The sequence below is a fragment of the Colwellia chukchiensis genome (assembly GCF_002104455.1).
Taxonomy (GTDB): Bacteria; Pseudomonadota; Gammaproteobacteria; order Enterobacterales; family Alteromonadaceae; genus Cognaticolwellia; species Cognaticolwellia chukchiensis.
Window position 1 is genome coordinate 24618 of record NZ_NBOC01000005.1, and the last position, 17787, is coordinate 42404.

Annotated in this window: 11 protein-coding genes; 6 read left to right on the forward strand and 5 right to left on the reverse strand. The window is 43.2% G+C overall.

What is annotated here, in order from left to right; translation table 11 throughout:
• Positions 1 to 53: 53 nt before the first annotated feature.
• The gene (ctlX, locus tag B6K83_RS07745; RefSeq protein WP_085284521.1) at positions 54 to 941 is read right to left on the reverse strand and encodes a citrulline utilization hydrolase CtlX; all 888 of its coding nucleotides are present in this window, start codon (positions 939 to 941) and stop codon (positions 54 to 56) included.
• A 164-nt stretch (positions 942 to 1105) separates the two neighbouring features.
• Here ctlX and B6K83_RS07750 point away from each other — a divergent pair, with 164 nt between their 5' ends.
• Positions 1106 to 1552, forward strand: a complete 447-nt coding sequence (locus tag B6K83_RS07750; protein ID WP_085284359.1) for an Lrp/AsnC family transcriptional regulator — start codon at positions 1106 to 1108, stop codon at positions 1550 to 1552.
• A 378-nt stretch (positions 1553 to 1930) separates the two neighbouring features.
• On the forward strand, positions 1931 to 2632 hold the full coding sequence (gene arcA, locus B6K83_RS07755) for a two-component system response regulator ArcA (protein WP_085284360.1): 702 nt from the start codon (positions 1931 to 1933) through the stop codon (positions 2630 to 2632).
• 33 nt (positions 2633 to 2665) lie between these two features.
• On the opposite strand, the gene B6K83_RS07760 is transcribed toward arcA, so the two are convergent.
• Positions 2666 to 3013: an Hpt domain-containing protein gene (locus B6K83_RS07760; protein ID WP_085284361.1), complete on the reverse strand. Its 348-nt coding sequence runs from the start codon at positions 3011 to 3013 to the stop codon at positions 2666 to 2668.
• A gap of 357 nt (positions 3014 to 3370) precedes the next feature.
• Here B6K83_RS07760 and folE2 point away from each other — a divergent pair, with 357 nt between their 5' ends.
• The 3 genes from folE2 (at position 3371) to B6K83_RS07775 (ending at position 10753) form a co-directional block, all read left to right on the forward strand.
• Entirely contained in the window at positions 3371 to 4300 is a 930-nt protein-coding gene (gene folE2, locus B6K83_RS07765) for a GTP cyclohydrolase FolE2 (RefSeq protein WP_085284522.1), read from the forward strand.
• Positions 4301 to 4816: 516 nt separating this feature from the next.
• Complete coding sequence (gene gltB, locus B6K83_RS07770; protein WP_085284362.1) at positions 4817 to 9277, forward strand: glutamate synthase large subunit; 4461 nt, start codon at positions 4817 to 4819, stop codon at positions 9275 to 9277.
• A 27-nt stretch (positions 9278 to 9304) separates the two neighbouring features.
• A complete protein-coding gene (locus tag B6K83_RS07775) occupies positions 9305 to 10753 on the forward strand; it encodes an FAD-dependent oxidoreductase (RefSeq protein WP_085284363.1) in 1449 nt (482 codons plus the stop codon).
• Between the two features lie 17 nt (positions 10754 to 10770).
• Here the strand turns inward: B6K83_RS07775 and B6K83_RS07780 are convergent, their stop codons facing one another.
• Together B6K83_RS07780 and B6K83_RS07785 are read right to left on the reverse strand one after the other, a co-directional pair.
• Positions 10771 to 12969, reverse strand: a complete 2199-nt coding sequence (locus tag B6K83_RS07780; RefSeq protein WP_085284364.1) for a sensor domain-containing diguanylate cyclase — start codon at positions 12967 to 12969, stop codon at positions 10771 to 10773.
• Between the two features lie 126 nt (positions 12970 to 13095).
• A complete protein-coding gene (locus B6K83_RS07785) occupies positions 13096 to 14991 on the reverse strand; it encodes a beta-ketoacyl synthase (protein WP_085284365.1) in 1896 nt (631 codons plus the stop codon).
• 139 nt (positions 14992 to 15130) lie between these two features.
• Here B6K83_RS07785 and B6K83_RS07790 point away from each other — a divergent pair, with 139 nt between their 5' ends.
• Positions 15131 to 16147, forward strand: a complete 1017-nt coding sequence (locus B6K83_RS07790; protein ID WP_085284366.1) for a GlxA family transcriptional regulator — start codon at positions 15131 to 15133, stop codon at positions 16145 to 16147.
• A gap of 32 nt (positions 16148 to 16179) precedes the next feature.
• On the opposite strand, the gene B6K83_RS07795 is transcribed toward B6K83_RS07790, so the two are convergent.
• Positions 16180 to 17787, reverse strand: coding sequence for a sensor histidine kinase (locus B6K83_RS07795; RefSeq protein WP_233143852.1), 1608 nt, complete (start codon positions 17785 to 17787; stop codon positions 16180 to 16182).

The window sequence follows — 17787 nt, forward strand, 5'->3', positions numbered from 1 at the left end:
TGTTAATTAAGCGCTAATCACCGCTAGTAACACGCTGATATGCTACTAGGCTGTTAGCGAGGCGATAAATGTATACCGGCCAGCATGCAACGAATAGAGCCGCCCGCGAGTTCTATTGTGCTGACATTAATAGGCACTAGTTGCGCACTTTGATTGATGGTGGCAATTTGTTGTGCCGACAAGGCGTTATACGCCGTACTTGAAACAACAAATAGCGCGCCGTGTTTACCTTGTAATTCAATACCATTACCACAAAACTGGGTAATTTGTTGTGCTGTTAGCGTGATTATCTCGCGCCCTGAGCGTTTTAAGCGCTGCAATATTTCATCACGCTTATTCGCTTGCGTTATCATTTCTGGCGCGATCAGTACAAACTGGCTTGCAATCGCCATTAATACATTGCTGTGATAAATGGCTTTGCCTGTGTTATCACTGGCATCAAACAGCATAGCTTGATAGTTAAAATGACTACAAAAGCTGGCCAGTGCTTGCGGATTAGCACGTTTAGAATTAACGGTATAAGCGACCCGCTCAATATGATCTAAGACCATAGCGCCAGTGCCTTCCAAATAAATATTGTCCTGCTCTAAGCCAGAGTAATCGATAATATGCTGTACATAATAGTTTTGCTTTAGCATGGCGATAATGTCAGCACGCCTTTCTAAACGTCTGTTTTTAGCATACATAGGGTAAATCGCCAATTGTCCACCGTGATGACTAGAAAACCAGTTATTGGGAAACACAGAGTCAGGGGTTGTGCTGCTGTCATCTTCAAATAAATGTACTTTAATGCCATGGCTGGTTAACACCTCATAAGCTTGGCTTACCTCGTGATATGCCGCCTTGGCAATTGACGCGGCACTGCTTGGTAGCTGCTGAGATTGAAAGCCATTGTCAGCTAAGGTTTGCGGGTTGGGCAAAAAGTGATGTGGTCTGATCATCACCACACTACTCGGTGCTTGTGGGTTAATAATGTTCAAAAGAAGCTTCCAAGAATAAAAGTAAACAATGGAGATAGTGTAAATATTTATTTTGTTAGTTAAAATGCTAATAATATGGGTAATTGATAGAAGTTTTTATCACTTTGTAGGGTGAGATTGTCAAAATGACAAAAGTAAGCACACGGCCATATTTACATGACCGACTTGATCAAGAATTAATCGCTTTATTGCGGGCAGATGCTCGCGCCTCGATTTCAACACTGTCTGGGCAATTAAATGTCTCAAGAGGTACAGTGCAAAATCGCCTAGATCGCTTAATTTCCTCGGGTGCAATTCTTGGCTTTACAGTGCGAGCGCATTCGGCAATAGAAACCGATGCCATCAAAGCCATTATGATGATTGAAGTCGTGGGGCGCTCAACGTCAGCAGTGATCAAAACCTTAAAAGGTTTACCACAATTGACCAAGTTACACACCACTAATGGCGCATGGGATCTGGTCGCAGAATTGCAAGTTAGTAGCTTAATTGAATTTGATCATGTCTTAGCACAAGTTCGCATGATTTCTGGCGTGCTTAATAGTGAAACCAGTATTTTATTAACTTCTGCATAACGCGTGTCAGCTCAATTTCGCTGGATTTTTTAATAAAACTGAGCGCTATTTTGTCATACGCAATAAGCAGCATCAGGTAATGATAATGACAATAATATAAAATTCTGCACCTGAATATCAGCTCTCGCTGTACACGCTATGCCGCTGTGACTGAGACGGTATAAAATATGCTAAATTTCTCGCAAATTATTGTATTTTAATAGCTGCTTATATACCATTAGCTACTATTTAAAGCTTGGCCATGGTCTACAATTACAGGATGAAAGCGTTAACCTGTTAAGCGATTTATATCAATTCTTCATCACAAAGCAAGCGCAGGCTAAATTACGCGGATTGGTATAAAAAATTACCATCAACTTATAGAACTGGACAATCAGCATGCAAAAACCCCATATATTAATTGTAGAAGACGAAGATGTAACGCGCTTTAATCTACGAAACCTATTTGAAGCCGAGGGCTATCAAGTAGCTGAAGCAATTGATGGTGAAAGCATGGCACGCGAATTAGCACAAAATACCATCAACCTCGTGATTATGGACATTAATTTGCCTGGCAAAAATGGCTTATTATTAGCACGAGAATTAACTAAGCATAAAGACCTAGCATTAATTTTTCTTACGGGTCGTGATAGCGATATTGATAAAATTCTTGGTTTAGAAATTGGCGCAGATGACTATTTGACAAAACCGTTTAATCCGCGCGAGTTGACCATTCGCGCACGCAATATATTAAATCGCATTGCACCTAACACTCCAGAGAAAAGCGATAGCATTATTCGTTTTAATCACTGGCAATTAGATGGTAACTCGCGCAAGATGACCACACCAGATAATCGTGAAATTGCCATTCCTCGAGGCGAATATCGGGCTTTACGGCTGCTTATTGCCAATGCCGGACAAATAGTTACCCGTCAACAACTGATCAAAGAAATGACGGGTCGAGACTTACGCGAAAACGACAGAACGGTTGATGTAACAATTAGACGGCTTCGTAAGCACTTTGAGTCTTGCAAAAACTCACCCGAACTAATCGACACTATTCATGGCGAGGGCTATCGCTTTATTGGTCAGCTCGATTAAGTACGAGTGTTATTGACCTGTTAGCAAGTAACACTAATTTGTTACCAACCATTGCTTAAATGCTTGGATCGCGTCTAAATTAAGCTGCTTCAGTTGTTGTAGTTGTGTCAGCTTAGTCGGCCAATCAGCACTTGAGCGTTCCATCGATATTAACTGTTGTTGTACTTGCGACAAACCCGCACTTGCAGCAGCGCCTTTCATTTTATGACATTGTTCTTGCCAAGCCGGCTGATGACATTGCTCCTGCGCCGTGCTAATAGCCGCTAAATAAATCGACGACTGTTGTTGGTAAAGACTTAACATTTGTTGTAAAACACTCACGTCCAGTGTTTCTAAGTAACTGTTAAGTAATGTTAAATTTAGGTGCTGTGTTGTGGTCATTGTTTCCCCAAGGCGCTCAATATCGTATTACTGTTAGTCAGCATGGTAACGTTTCGAATATGGTAAACAAATTGTGTACAATTATCATCGACTATTCGTTAGCTATTATAGCAAACCATTGTAACTATCTTATGCACTAACATTATCACCAGTACTATTACAAACATTGCTTTTACGGGCTATATCGTTCAAAATAGCCGCCCTTTTTAAGGTCACTGCATTTACCTTTCACATCTATGCCTATTTGTGAAAATCATCTTGGATCTCGAGATAGTAATGCCAACTAAAATTTTACTAGGGACTGAAGTTACCAAAGATAGCCCTTTACCTAGTGCACAAGCGAATAGCGGAGTCAAAATGCCAACATTAATGCCTGATATAGCAAATCACACCACAGCACAAACTGAGGGGACTTTGGATTGGGTCGGCATGAGCAATATAGAAATGCCCATCATGGTTGCCTCAAAAGGTGAATCAGAACGTATGGTCTCAGCGCATGTTGATGCGTTTGTTAACCTAAAAGAGCCAAAAGCTAAGGGCATTCACATGTCACGCTTGTATTTATTGCTTGATGAATTATCAACCGCTGATGTTTTGAATCATCAAAGCCTAGTGACCTTACTTGACGGTTTTATCAGTAGTCATCAAGAGTTGAGTGATAATGCTAAAGTAAAATTTAGTTTTGACTATCCGCTACGTCGCAAGTCTTTAATTAGTGGCAAGCAAGGCTGGAAAGCTTATCCTGTGACTATAACGGGTCGTTTAAATAAAGGTAAGTTAGATATCGAGCTGTGCCTTGATGTGCGTTATTCCTCAACCTGCCCATGCTCAGCGGCCTTGGCGAGACAACTTATTCAAAAAGCGTTTAAAGAAAAATTTTCAACGCAAGACGGTATCGATCTTGAGACAGTGCATGAGTGGTTAGGGACAACCGAAGGGATTGTTGCCACGCCACATAGCCAGCGTTCTGTTGCTGAAGTCAAAGTGAAACTAAATCACGCAACCACAGAATTTCCCATTACTGATTTAGTTGACTTGATCGAAAACTCGTTAAAAACACCGGTACAAGCAGCAGTAAAGCGTGAAGATGAGCAAGAGTTTGCGTTGTTAAACGGCCAAAACTTAATGTTTTGTGAAGATGCCGCACGCCGATTACAACACACCATGAATGCGGCAACACAGTTTGATGACTTCTGGCTACGCGTTAATCACCTAGAATCTTTACACGCCCATGATGCGGTTAGTATCACCACTAAAGGCATCGCTGGCGGCTATCAGGCTAACTAATAAAATAGTGATCAGGTTACGCCTTGAAATAACCTCACAATGCTCAGCCTCTGGAGTAAATGCTAGGCGCTGAGCACGCACTTTTCCCTTCCTTTTCTACCGCACTATTTTGTCGCCATAAAACAGCCGATAAACTTTTTTTTGTCTATTCATGACAGCAAGCTTTATCATTAAATATGAATAAAATTTGAATATCACTAGCTTCAGCCGAATCCTAATCGGCAAATAAGAAATTGTAATAAAATTACATAAGTTAGTCGAACAAGTTATTTGCTTCGCGAGTTTTCGATACTTTGTCCCGAATAAGCAGCAAAAATCGGCAAAGTGTACAGTTTCTCCACGATTTTTATGTAAAAAAGGTACGAGTAAATACTCTATTAATATTGACGTGTGTTCGCTAAGTGTTTAATGTAAGCAGTTCGCCGGTACGAATTTCGGATTTTTATGCAGCTTATGCATATTTTTATTCCACTCCATTCTAACAAATAATTTCCGGGGCTTTTATAGGGGAAAATAATGCAACTTTACGATCATACTTATCAAAAAGACAATTGTGGCTTTGGTTTAATTGCCCATCAATACGGCGAAAAAAGTCATAAGCTCGTAAAGACGGCTATTCATGCATTAGATAGAATGCAGCATCGCGGCGGTATTGCCGCTGACGGCAAAACTGGTGACGGCTGTGGTTTGTTGATGCAAAAACCTGACAGCTTTTTTCGAGCGGTTGCCGAAGAAAACAACTGGCAACTGGGTCGAAAATACGCCGTTGGCATGGTATTCCTTAATCCTGACCCTATCCAGGCAAATGCCAGTAAAAAAATTCTCGAACAAGAGCTCGCCCGTGAAACCCTGACTATAGTGGGTTGGCGCGTGGTGCCCACCGATATCAGTACCTTAGGTGAGATCGCAAAAAGCAATTTACCCAGCATAGAGCAAATTTTTGTTGATGCGCCATCGGGTTGGCGTAACCGTGATCTCGAACGCCGCTTATATATGGCCAGACGACGCGCGGAAAAGCGCATTAGTGATGAGCGGTTCTATGTCGCGAGTTTGTCGTGCTTAGTCACTATTTATAAAGGCTTGATGATGCCGGTGGACTTACCCAATTTTTATTTAGATTTAGCCGATATTCGCATGCAAACCGCGATTTGCCTTTTTCATCAGCGCTTTTCAACTAATACCTCGCCACAGTGGCACTTAGCGCAGCCATTTCGCTATTTAGCCCATAACGGTGAAATCAATACCATTAAAGGCAATCGACAATGGAGTCGTGCTCGTACTCAGGGTTTTAAGTCACCCTTATTACCCGACCTGCAAGATGCCGCTCCGTTTGTTAATGAGAGCGGTTCAGACTCTTCATCGTTAGACAATATGTTGGAACTGTTTTTAGCGGGGGGCATGGATCTGTACCGAGGCATGCGCTTACTAATGCCGCCAGCATGGCAAAGTAACCCGTTAATGGACGACGACTTAAAAGCGTTTTATGAATTTAACTCCATGCATATGGAACCTTGGGACGGGCCGGCAGGCATAGTGGTCACCAATGGTCGCCATGTTGCCTGTAACTTAGACCGCAATGGCCTACGCCCCGCACGGTATGTGATCACCCGCGATGGTTTTATCACCTTAGCTTCCGAGGTGGGCATTTGGCAGTACGGCGAAGATGAAGTGGTGGAAAAAGGTCGCGTAGGCCCAGGTGAAATGCTGGCCATTGATACCTATACCGGAAAAATTTTTGACTCAAACGCCATCGACAATGAACTTAAAGTGCGACATCCATATCGACAATGGCTGAACACCAATATTCGCCGCTTGATCCCGTTTGACCAATTAGATGCAAACTTGATCGGGCAACGGGTCTTTAACGATCAAGAAATTGCCCAGTACCATAAAATGTTTAACTATAGCTATGAAGAAATTCATCAAGTAGTTAAAACCTTAGCGGAAAATGGTCAAGAAGCCACGGGCTCTATGGGTGATGACACGCCAATGGCGGTGTTATCGAGCCAACCGCGTTCGCTGTATGATTACTTTCGTCAACAATTTGCGCAAGTAACGAATCCGCCGATTGACCCATTGCGCGAACGCTATGTGATGTCGTTAGGCACCTGCATTGGCCGTGAGCATAATGTTTTTAATGAAACCACAGGCCATGCCGATCGAATCCTATTTGCTACACCCGTACTAATGTATACCGGCTTAAAGCAATTACGCGAATTAGATCCAGAGCATTATCGCTCAGACACCTTAACCTTAAACTATGATCAAGAAGAAGGCTTAGAGGCCGCCATTCGACGCTTGTGTGACGAAGCCGAAAGCCTAGTGCGAGATAAAAATACTGTTATTTTGGTACTATCTGATCGCCAGATACATCCGGGCTTGTTACCTATTCCAGCGGCTATGGCAGTGGGGGCTGTGCAAAAACGCCTAGTTGATCAGCAACTAAGATGTAACTCTAATATTATTGTTGAAACCGCCTCAGTACGCGACTCACACCAGTTTGCGGTTTTATTTGGCTTAGGTGCAACTGCCGTATATCCGTTTTTAGCTTATGAAACCATTGAGCAATTGGTTGAGCAAAAACAAATTGCCTTAAGCACACGTCAAGCCGTAGTTAACTACCGAGAAGGTATTAATAAAGGGTTACTGAAAATATTATCCAAAATGGGTATTTCCACTATTGCCAGTTACCGCTGTGCAGGCTTATTTGAAGTCATTGGTTTAAATAGCAACATTATGCAATTGTGCTTCCCTGATTTACCGAGTCGTATTCAAGGAGCGGACTTTAGCGACATCGAACAAGACAATATTAACCTAGCGCGAAAAGCCTTTATGGCGCATCAAAAAATGGCCCATGGTGGACTATTAAAATATGTGCACGGTGGTGAATATCACGCTTATAATCCTGACGTAGTGAGCAGCTTACAAACGGCAGTGCGGAGTGGTAATTATCACGATTATCGTATTTTTGCTGATCATGTTAATAATCGCCCTGCGGCAGCGCTGCGTGATTTATTGGCCTTAAATGATCAGCAAACGCCGATAGATATAGCCAAGGTTGAACCCGAAGCTGAATTGTTTAAACGTTTCGATAGTGCCGCCATGTCAATTGGAGCATTAAGTCCAGAAGCTCATGAAGCATTAGCCATTGCCATGAATCGCCTTGGTGGTTATTCAAACTCGGGTGAAGGGGGCGAAGACGAACGCCGCTTTGGTACCGTGAAAAATTCGCGCATCAAACAAATTGCCTCGGGGCGCTTTGGTGTTACACCGCACTATTTAGTTAATGCGGATGTTTTGCAAATTAAAGTCGCGCAAGGTGCGAAGCCGGGCGAAGGTGGGCAACTACCTGGCGATAAAGTTACGCCGTTAATTGCGAAATTGCGCTTTTCAGTGCCAGGCGTGACCTTAATTTCGCCGCCGCCTCATCACGATATTTATTCGATTGAAGATTTAGCCCAGCTAATTTTTGACTTAAAGCAAGTTAACCCAAAAGCGATCATCTCCGTCAAATTAGTCTCTGGTCCGGGTGTGGGCACTATAGCCTCAGGTGTGGCGAAAGCCTATGCTGATTTTATCACTATTTCTGGTTATGACGGTGGCACCGGCGCTAGCCCGTTAACCTCAGTGAAATATGCCGGTTGTCCTTGGGAGCTAGGTTTAGCTGAAGCGCACCAATCTTTAGTGGCCAATGGCTTGCGCCATAAAGTGCGCTTGCAGGTTGATGGAGGCTTAAAAACCGGTGTCGACATAGTTAAAGCTGCAATTTTAGGGGCGGAAAGCTTTGGCTTTGGTACCGCACCTATGGTGACCTTAGGTTGTAAGTTTTTGCGCATTTGTCATTTAAATAACTGTGCTACCGGTGTCGCAACACAAGATGAAGTGCTACGAGAGCAATTCTTTAATGGTCTACCTGAGCAAGTAATGAATTACTTTAAGTTTATTGCCCAAGATGTGCGGGAAATACTTGCTAGCTTAGGGGTGGTAAGTCTTACCGCGATCATTGGGCGCACGGATTTACTTGAGCCGTTAGCGGGTATTAGTGCTAAGCAACAAAAGCTGGATTTACGGCCAATTATTGCGCCTGTGGTGGCGGGTAGTGATACCGCCTTGCATCAAACAGAAGCGAATCAGCCTTTTGATCAAGGGCAACTTAATCAAAAATTACTGGATTTGGCAACCGATGCCATAGCGCATAGCACTGGTGGTGAATACCGTTTAAGTATTCAAAACACCGATCGTTCTGTTGGCGCCGCCTTGTCAGGCGAAATTGCCCGTCAGCATGGCGATCAAGGCATGGCAGCTCACCCGATCAAAGTATTTTTTACCGGTACCGCAGGGCAAAGTTTTGGCGTTTGGAACGCTGGTGGTCTTGAGATGACACTAACAGGTGACGCCAACGACTATGTGGGTAAAGGTATGGCTGGCGGCATCATTACCATTAAACCGCCAAAAGGGGTGGAGTATTTAAGTCATCAAACTATGATCATGGGTAATACCTGTTTGTATGGTGCCACCGGTGGCAAGCTGTATGGCAGTGGCCGCGCTGGTGAGCGTTTTGCGGTGCGAAATTCTGGCTGTCATGCGGTGATTGAAGGCACAGGCGATCATGCCTGTGAATATATGACTGGTGGTATTGTCACTATTTTAGGGCAAGTCGGGGTGAATTTTGGCGCCGGTATGACAGGCGGCTTTGCCTATGTTTTAGATGAAGCCGATGATTTGGCGGTTCGCCTAAATGGTGAGTCTATCGAAATGATAGCAATCGACGAACTGACCATTCATCAAGAGCATTTGCGCGGCATTATCAATCAGCACTTAGAAGTCACGGGTAGCTTACGTGCGGAAGAAATTTTAACTAATTTTGCCCACTATGCCCCGCTATTTAAGTTGATCAAGCCAAAAGCGGTCGATGTAAAAACTTTATTGGGCCATCGCAGCCGTTCATCCGCAGAACTACGTGTTCAAGCGCAATAATCAGAGCACGAGTGGAGAAGCAATTTCATGAGTAAAAATATTTATCAATTTATCGACGTCAAACGTATTGAACCACCGAAGAAGCCAATTGATGATCGAAAAATTAACTTTGTAGAAATTTATCAACCCTTAAGCCAAGAGCAAAGTGCAGGTCAGGCCGATCGATGTTTAGATTGCGGTAATCCCTATTGTGAGTGGAAATGTCCGGTACATAACTACATACCACAATGGTTAGAGCTGGTAACCGACGGTAAAATTATGGAGGCAGCCGACCTGTGCCATGAAACTAACAGCTTGCCTGAAATGTGTGGACGTGTTTGCCCACAAGACAGGTTGTGTGAGTCTGCCTGTACGCTTAATGACGAATTTGGTGCCGTTACCATAGGCAATATCGAAAAGTACATTACCGATACCGCCATAGCACAAGGCTGGAAGCCTGATTTATCGCAAGTTGTTGCCACTGGCAAGCGCGTGGCTGTAATTGGTGCGGGGCCTGCAGGGCTAGCCTGTGCCGATGTGTTAACCCGCAATGGCGTTCAGGCCGTGGTGTTTGACAAACACGCGCAAATTGGTGGCTTGCTGACCTTTGGTATTCCGTCTTTTAAGTTAGAAAAAGACGTTATTCAAACCCGTCGTGAAATTCTCGAAGGCATGGGGATTGAGTTTCGTTTAAATACCCATGTTGGTGTTGATATTAGCTTTAATGATATTAGCGATGAATTTGACGCGGTATTTTTGGCGTTAGGAACTTATACCGACATGACAGGTGGCTTTGAGCATGAGTCGGCACCTGGGGTGTATAACGCCCTTGATTATTTGATTGCCAATACCCAAAAGTTACTGCAGTTGTCAGCAGAGGATGGTCATGCTAACGCTAAACCTTATGTCAATTTTGCTGACAAAAACGTTATTGTGCTCGGTGGCGGCGATACCGCTATGGATTGTGTGCGTAGCTCGATTCGCCAAGGCGCTAGCTCAGTAACCTGTGCTTATCGTCGTGATGAAGCTAATATGCCAGGTTCGCCAAGGGAAGTGCAAAACGCCAAAGAAGAAGGCGTTGAGTTTCAATTTAACCTACAACCACTGGATATTGCCGTCGATGCCGACGGTAAAGCTTGTGGCGTGAAGTTTATTAAAACCCGTTTAGGAGCCCCTGATGCCAAGGGTAGACGCAACCCAGAAGCCATTGTAGGCTCTGAATTTATTATGCCAGCAGATGCAGTGGTAATAGCCTTTGGCTTTTTGCCAAGCCCGCCGCAATGGTTAAAAGATGCCGGTGTAGCGCTTGACAGTAAAGGCCGAGTTGTTGCCAGTGATCAGGCACAATTTGCCTTACAAACCAGTAATGAAAATATCTTTGCTGGTGGCGATATGGTGCTGGGCTCAGATCTAGTGGTTACCGCGATAGATCAGGGTCGAAAAGCCGCGCTAGGCATATTAGATTTTGTGATGACAGCACAGCAAAAACAGGCCTAATTGTCGCTGAGCTCTGCTTAGCTTTCGTTCGTTAGCTGATGGCTGGCCAGTTGATTACGGCCATTAGCTTTCGCACGATAGAGTTGTTGATCAGCAAGCACTAACCAATCATCAATGTTATTGGAATAACTAGCTTTAGTGATAATAGCGCCGATAGAAATGCTTAGATTAATCTCTTTTGGACTATCCGTTTCAATGGTTAGGCATGCTATGGCTTCACGCAAGGCTTCAAGTTTATCTAATAGCTGGCCTTGCCCATCATTTTGCGCCACTATGATGAACTCTTCACCACCAAAGCGTGCGACAATATCACTGCGACGATCAAACATGGCTTGCATGGTTTTGCCCACTGCGACCAAGCATTGATCGCCAATTAAATGTCCATGCTGATCATTTAACTGTTTAAAGTGATCAAGATCTAACATCGCCACTAGCATATTGGCATTATTGCGCGCCAGAATAGCTTGTAACTCACTAAATTTAGTTGTCATATGGCGGCGATTATACAGGCCGGTTAAACTATCTTTACTGGCCAGCTCTTGTAGTGTTTTATTGGCATCATTAAGGGCTTTTGTGCGTTCTTCAACTTGTTTTTCAAGAATAACTTGCTGTTTTAATAGCTTACGTTTTGATTGTTTTAATTCATCATACAAGCTTAAAAACTCACTGGGTGCGTCATAAGGTATGGCGCGGTAACCAGAGTTTTCACGCCCACTGGCAAGCTCTTTTAAAGCGAACGCCAATGGCTTATTGAGTGTATTAGCCAGTTGGTTGGCCAGAATAATGACCAACATAAAAATAATGGTTAGTGCCATAAAAATGGTTAAATATTGTTGTTCAATTAATTGCAATACTTGTTCGTGCTCAATAAGGACATACAGCTTCCATTGATTGCTTAGCACAACTTTTCGGTATAAATAGCGTTGTTTTTGTCTGTCATCCGTGCCTATAGTCATCAATTCGTCTTGGTCTTGCCCCGTAGCTAAAGAAAAATTAAATTGGGCTAACGGTGTTAACGCTAAGCTCGACTCGCCATAAATAACATTGTCGTTCTCGTCGGTAAGTACGACGTCAATTTGCCTATCTTGCGCGGCATAGCGATTGACTTGCTCAAATAAGTTTAAATTTAATGAGCCTTCGACAATGCCAATCGGTTTGTCATTCATTGACTCATAAATAGGAGCACTAATGGCAATAATAGGATCAGCACCAAATCCTCTGCCCAGAAACACCCCAGAGGTATATAGAGACTGATGGTAAAACGCTTGAATAAAATACGGGCGATCGGCAATCGATAACGCTGATTGAGGCAGGCGATCAATTAAGCTTCGCGGCGATGCGCTAACGATATTGGCTTCTTTATTCGCGATTAGCATGGTTAAAAAGCCAGGATAAAGCTGGTGAACCTGGCTGAGCGCGTCATGATATTGCGCAGCATCTAAGTAAGATAACCGATTGGCAAGCTGTGCGATGGCACTTTTATGTTCATCCACATAGTTGTCGATGATACTGGCAAGGTATTGACTACTAATGTCGAGCTTATCAGCAAACTGTTGCTCTTGAACTTGATTTAAGCTTCGGCTCAAAAATAAAAAGACCGTAACCACAAAAAATGCTGACATGATCCAGAGAATATAATGCAAGTATTGCTTGAGGTTTTTGACTAACCTTGGTTGTTGTGATCTTATGCGCAGGTTTAATTTGGTGCTGATAAAGAATAAAGTGATAACCGCTAGGCTAGTATAAAATATCGCGTTAATCGCTTGTTTTAATAAAGAAAAAACAAAAATACCTTGCGTTTCAGGGTTGTTTAGCCAAATTAACAAGGCAGTGATCGGCATACCAATAACTAACCAATATAAAAAGTCAGCGGTGGGCAGGTACCAGCCACGACCGCGTAAATAAGAAACAAATATAGCCTCTAAGCCGAAGGTTAAAAAGCCAAAAGGGTGCCCCCAAATTACCAGTAATGGTGCAACACAAATTAAAGCGCAGAGTAGGGTTAGGGCAGGGCGCAAATACGCGGCAGCGATAATAAAGCTAAGGTTGCCAATCAGTAAAGAAATATTATAAGCAAGCTCAATGGGAAAGGTATTTAATATTGCGCCAAATAGCCCCAACATTAACGCTAAAACTAGCGCGCGGTTTTTCGCAGTACTAATCACTTTGATATCTGTATTCAGATTGTTTGCACTATTTTGTGGCACACTAGCCATTTATTATTTACCGCTCAATGGAGTATTGAATTGCTAATAGTTTAGCAAGGTTACTAAAACATAGTGCATTAAAGATAAAAGCCCTGTCAATGAAATTGCAGGGCTTGTTTGGCAGGCGGTGACAATTTATACCATATCGGCAAATGGATTCTGATTTGGCAAGGTGATTTTATTGCTAAAACCTGTCACGCTGATTGATTGAGCACTTAAGTCGACATCATCGTCGAGTAAGGTACCATCGCCAAATCGATAAATAATTTGAAACTCACCGTGATCGGCTTGTTGTTGGTAGCTAGCTCTTGCTTGGTCAACCAAGTCGGCTTTGACGCGATAGTCGCTCATCGCCTCATTGCCATGGCGTTTTGCCATCATGTTTAATGTCACCGCTGGCGAAAACAGGGTTGCGGTGGCGTTATTACCACCAAAACCCTTAGAGTTAATAAACGCCACGTCCATATCTTGGCAATGCCAATGGTCGGTGGCAATATTTAAACGCTCGCTATGCACATCATCGGCGACTTTATCAATAGTGGTTATACCCGGCATAATATTATGGGCAAATACCCCTAATGCCATAGCAACCTGATCGCCACTGGCAGGCCCAATGGTGTGACCAACATAGGCTTTAGGTGCGGCAACTGGCCAATTGTTGATGTCAAAACTTTTGGCAACACGGTCATAGATTAATGATTCAGTCACGCGATTTTGTGGGGTGCTAGAGCCATGAGCTAATATAAAGCTGCGCTGTTGAACCGCTTCTGCGCCAATAATGGCTTGTGCTAGGGCCACAGATTTTGCCATGGTAATGTAATTACCAGGACCTGGTGCGGTAATCGACTTTTTAATGCCATCAGCATTAGTATAAACGTCTGCTACTGAGCCAAGCACATTCGCGCCGAGCTCAAGGGCAAGTGCGTCATCCATTAAAACTATAAACTGCGCCGCTTCGCCGATAGTAAAACCGCAGTTATCGCCAAACGGGCGACTAGTGCGACGATGATCGGCAACATCTGAACCGTCAAGTTTTTTCAAGCCTTCTTCATTGGCTAGTGCGCTCATATTGCCAAAACCTTCCACAACCTCTGGCGTGATCGCGCAATCATTACTGCCAACGATGGCAAGGCGAATTCGACCAGCCTGCATGTCTTGTACTGCGGCTTTTAAGTTGTATAAAAAGGTTGCACAGGCACCCGTTGAGGTAAATGTGGTACCGACACTGCCAGTAACATAGGCATTAATAAAGTCGGTTGACATGGTGTTTAGGCCTAAGGCCAAGTTTTTTGTCGATACGCGATCACCTTTAAGGCGATTTTGCATCATGCCACCAACCCCTTCGGCTTGCGTTTGACCAAACACAGACGCCGAATAAGTGCCAATTTCATCTGGGCTGATATGATCGACAATCTCTTGCCAGCGAAAACCTGTGGAATGAATGGCGTCGGCAGCACCAAATACAGTTGCTTGTAAGCCACGCGGTTGATAGCGGCTGTTATACAGTTTTGCCGGCTCAAAGCCGGTAGGAAATTGTCCCGCAGCTTTAATGGGGTTATCGCGGGTAGAGTCATGCTTGACGTCAAACTCTCCGGCAATATCCACTCGTACACGTTTATCGGCAAGTTCTGTTATTTGCCAAGTACGGGGTAAAGGGTTAGGTAAGTCACGAGCACGAGTTTCAAAGCTGATACCTTGGTCACCGGTTGCTATGGTCATTTTTTGTTGCCACGGGGTGGCATCAGGATCAAAGTGCTCATGCTCAATTTTTCGTATCAAGGTGCCTGCGAGTATGATCTCGCCAAAACGCTGCTCTACCTCTGACTGAGCAACCTCCTGACCTTCGCTATCAACTAACTTACCGTCTTGACTAGTTAATAGGTTCATTAAGGTGGCTAAACCAACAAAAGTTTCTTGCCGTGCTTCAGCATTTAATTTATCAATAACAATACGGCGAAAGCCTTGGTGAAATGATGTTCTGCCAGCAGCATTAACGCCGCCCATGCCAACTATAATCGGTAACGCAGTCATGAAAAATCTCTTTTAAATTCAAACAAACTATCTATATCGTTAAGTTTAAGAGCTAGTTAAAGGAAATAATATTCAGTTATAGCCAAAAATTATGTCAAAATAGCCAAAATGATGAATAAGCCAGACAGAGAGTAGCAATATGGCAAAACTTAAAGCGAAAAAAGCCAACACAGTGAATATCGCGCTGTTGTTATATGATCACATGTTGGCAACCAGTGTTAGTTTACCTGTGGAAATGCTGCGTGCTGGCGAAGCGGTTGCCCTGCAAGAAAATCGAGATGCGCCACGTTTATCCATTGAGATGGTCGCAGAAACGATTAGACCTATTTCTACCCGCGCTTTAATTCGCTTAATGCCGGACACTGATATTGCCAAGGCGCAGCGACCTGACTTTATATTTATTCCCAGTTTATGGCGTAACCCTCGGCCTATCATTGCCAAGCAGCCACAAATGTTAAAATGGTTAAGTACAATGTGGCAATGCGGCTCCACTCTCATAGGCGGTGGTACAGGTGTATGTTTAATGGCAGAAGCGGGTATTTTAGATCATCATTCTGCCACTACCCATTGGCATTATGTTGAACAATTTAAACGTGATTACCCACAAGTGGATTTAAAACCAGACTTTTTTATTACTCAGTCAGAGCGCAGCTATTGTGCGGCGAGCTTAAATGCCTTGGCCGATATTGTGGTGCACATTATTTTTCAGGTGTATGGGCAAAATGCGGCGCGACAAGTTGAGCGCAATTTTTCTCATGAGATCAGAAAGCCCTATGAGGAGCAACGTTATTTAGAAGGTGCGGTTGATCGCCATCCTGATGAGTTAATTAGCCAAATTCAATTTTGGCTAAAAACCAATGTTAATTCAGCCATGAATTTAAACGAAATCGCGCAACAATTTGGTATAAGTCAACGTTCATTTACGCGTCGATTCAAGCGTGCGACAGGGATTAATGCGCGCTTGTACTGGCAGCAATTAAAAATAGAGAGTGCGAAAGAGTTATTAGCGGCGAGCAATCTGTCTATTCAAGAGGTGGCATATCAAGTTGGTTTTCAAGATCAAGCCAGTTTTACCCGATTATTTAAGCAAATGTTGAATTTAACACCAAAAGATTATCGTGCTATGGTCAGAAAAAAGTTATTTAGCAACCAATAATGCCAATTAAGTCATGACGATAGCCATGTTTGTTAATCAATAGGAAAGTTTATTTCAATATTCACCCCATGACCCACTTCACTGGTTAACGTTATCGTGCCCCCCAGTGCTTGGGTGACTAAGTTATATACTAAATGCAAGCCAAGACCACTCCCCCCTTCACCGCGTTTGGTGGTGGTAAAAGGTTCAAATACTTTATTTTTGATCGACTCATTGACCCCAACGCCATCATCAGAAAACTGCATATTGAGTTGATTGCCTAACTGCATAACCGAAATTGAAATTCGCCCCTCGTCTCGTCCATCAAAACCATGGATGATAGAGTTCATGATTAAGTTTATAACAATTTGATTTATCGGCCCTGGCTTACTGGCAATGGTTAAGTTGTCTGGGCAATCAATATCAATAACATAAGGCAGGCTATGGAGTTTGGGGCCTAAGGTAATAAAAACTTCATTGAACAACTCTTTGACATCAAAGCTGCGCACTTCTTCGCTAGATTGGTCGACAGCGACCTGCTTAAAACTTGATATCAGATCAGCAGCACGATTCAAATTGCGGTAAATGATGGCAATATTTTCACTGCCGTCATGTAAAAACTTTTTTAACTGGCTTGATTTTAAGGTTTTATCTTCAAAAGCGCGCTTAATCTCTGCGAGTCGATCCGCTAATAAAGTAGAAGCGGTGACACCTAGGCCAATGGGTGTATTGACCTCATGGGCAACCCCAGCCACCATATCGCCAAGTGAGGCCATTTTTTCACTTTCCACCAATTGTCCTTGAAACTGATGTAACTTTTCTAAGGTGGACAGTAACTCTTGATTAGACTCTTTTAAAGCCACTGTGCGTTGGTTAATTTTATCTTCTAATTCTTGAGAGTGTTCAATGCTTTGTTGTTCGGCGGCATCAAGTTGGCTGATATGTTTTTCTACACGCGAGAATAATATATTAATATTGCGTGCTAACATGTCTGCTTCTAAATACGGCATATCAGGGCATTGCTCTTGAAAATTCTTTTGTCTCGCCGTGACTTGCATAATATTTGTTAATGTAGGGAAAGGCGCAGTAAGAACACGCTCTAACCTAAGCGCTAGTAAAATGGCAATAATGATCATAACCACCACCACCACAACACTGATCATTATTAATTGTGTACTCAGTGCATTTAGGTATTCGGTATTGCTTTGGATGTAAACATAGCCAATGGTACTGCCGTCAACTTCAATAGCTTGCATGTACTCAAGATCATTGGCGTTAATTTTAGGTGTAAGTAGTTTGTCGACCTCTTGAGACTTTTCAGGAATGGCAGAGCGTCTCTCGTTGCGTTTATAACTGTAAAAAAGCTCTAGTGCTTCTGTTTCTGGGTTGACGCGATATAGGTGTAAGTAACTGAGGTTAGGTATTTGCTCTGAAATCGATAAATTGTCTTTGAGTGCTTGGCGTGCTGCATTTTGTATGTAGTCTTGACTTTCATTACTGACAATATTGGCCCAATACTTGATCTCGCTGCTGGCTAGGGTTTGATAACTATTGATGGCTTGATGACTAATAATAGCAACACTTATGCTGGATAATAGCGTCATTGAAACCACAAGTGCGGTTAGGAGAATACGACGAATTGACCAAATACGTTTGCTCAT

Coding starts and splice junctions, on each gene's coding strand:
- ctlX (WP_085284521.1), bottom strand. CDS start 941: ATGATCAGACCACATCACTTTTTGCCCAACCCGCAAACCTTAGCTGAC.
- B6K83_RS07750 (WP_085284359.1), top strand. CDS start 1,106: ATGACAAAAGTAAGCACACGGCCATATTTACATGACCGACTTGATCAA.
- arcA (WP_085284360.1), top strand. CDS start 1,931: ATGCAAAAACCCCATATATTAATTGTAGAAGACGAAGATGTAACGCGC.
- B6K83_RS07760 (WP_085284361.1), bottom strand. CDS start 3,013: ATGACCACAACACAGCACCTAAATTTAACATTACTTAACAGTTACTTA.
- folE2 (WP_085284522.1), top strand. CDS start 3,371: ATGCCAACATTAATGCCTGATATAGCAAATCACACCACAGCACAAACT.
- gltB (WP_085284362.1), top strand. CDS start 4,817: ATGCAACTTTACGATCATACTTATCAAAAAGACAATTGTGGCTTTGGT.
- B6K83_RS07775 (WP_085284363.1), top strand. CDS start 9,305: ATGAGTAAAAATATTTATCAATTTATCGACGTCAAACGTATTGAACCA.
- B6K83_RS07780 (WP_085284364.1), bottom strand. CDS start 12,969: ATGGCTAGTGTGCCACAAAATAGTGCAAACAATCTGAATACAGATATC.
- B6K83_RS07785 (WP_085284365.1), bottom strand. CDS start 14,991: ATGACTGCGTTACCGATTATAGTTGGCATGGGCGGCGTTAATGCTGCT.
- B6K83_RS07790 (WP_085284366.1), top strand. CDS start 15,131: ATGGCAAAACTTAAAGCGAAAAAAGCCAACACAGTGAATATCGCGCTG.
- B6K83_RS07795 (WP_233143852.1), bottom strand. CDS start 17,787: ATGAGCAAACGTATTTGGTCAATTCGTCGTATTCTCCTAACCGCACTT.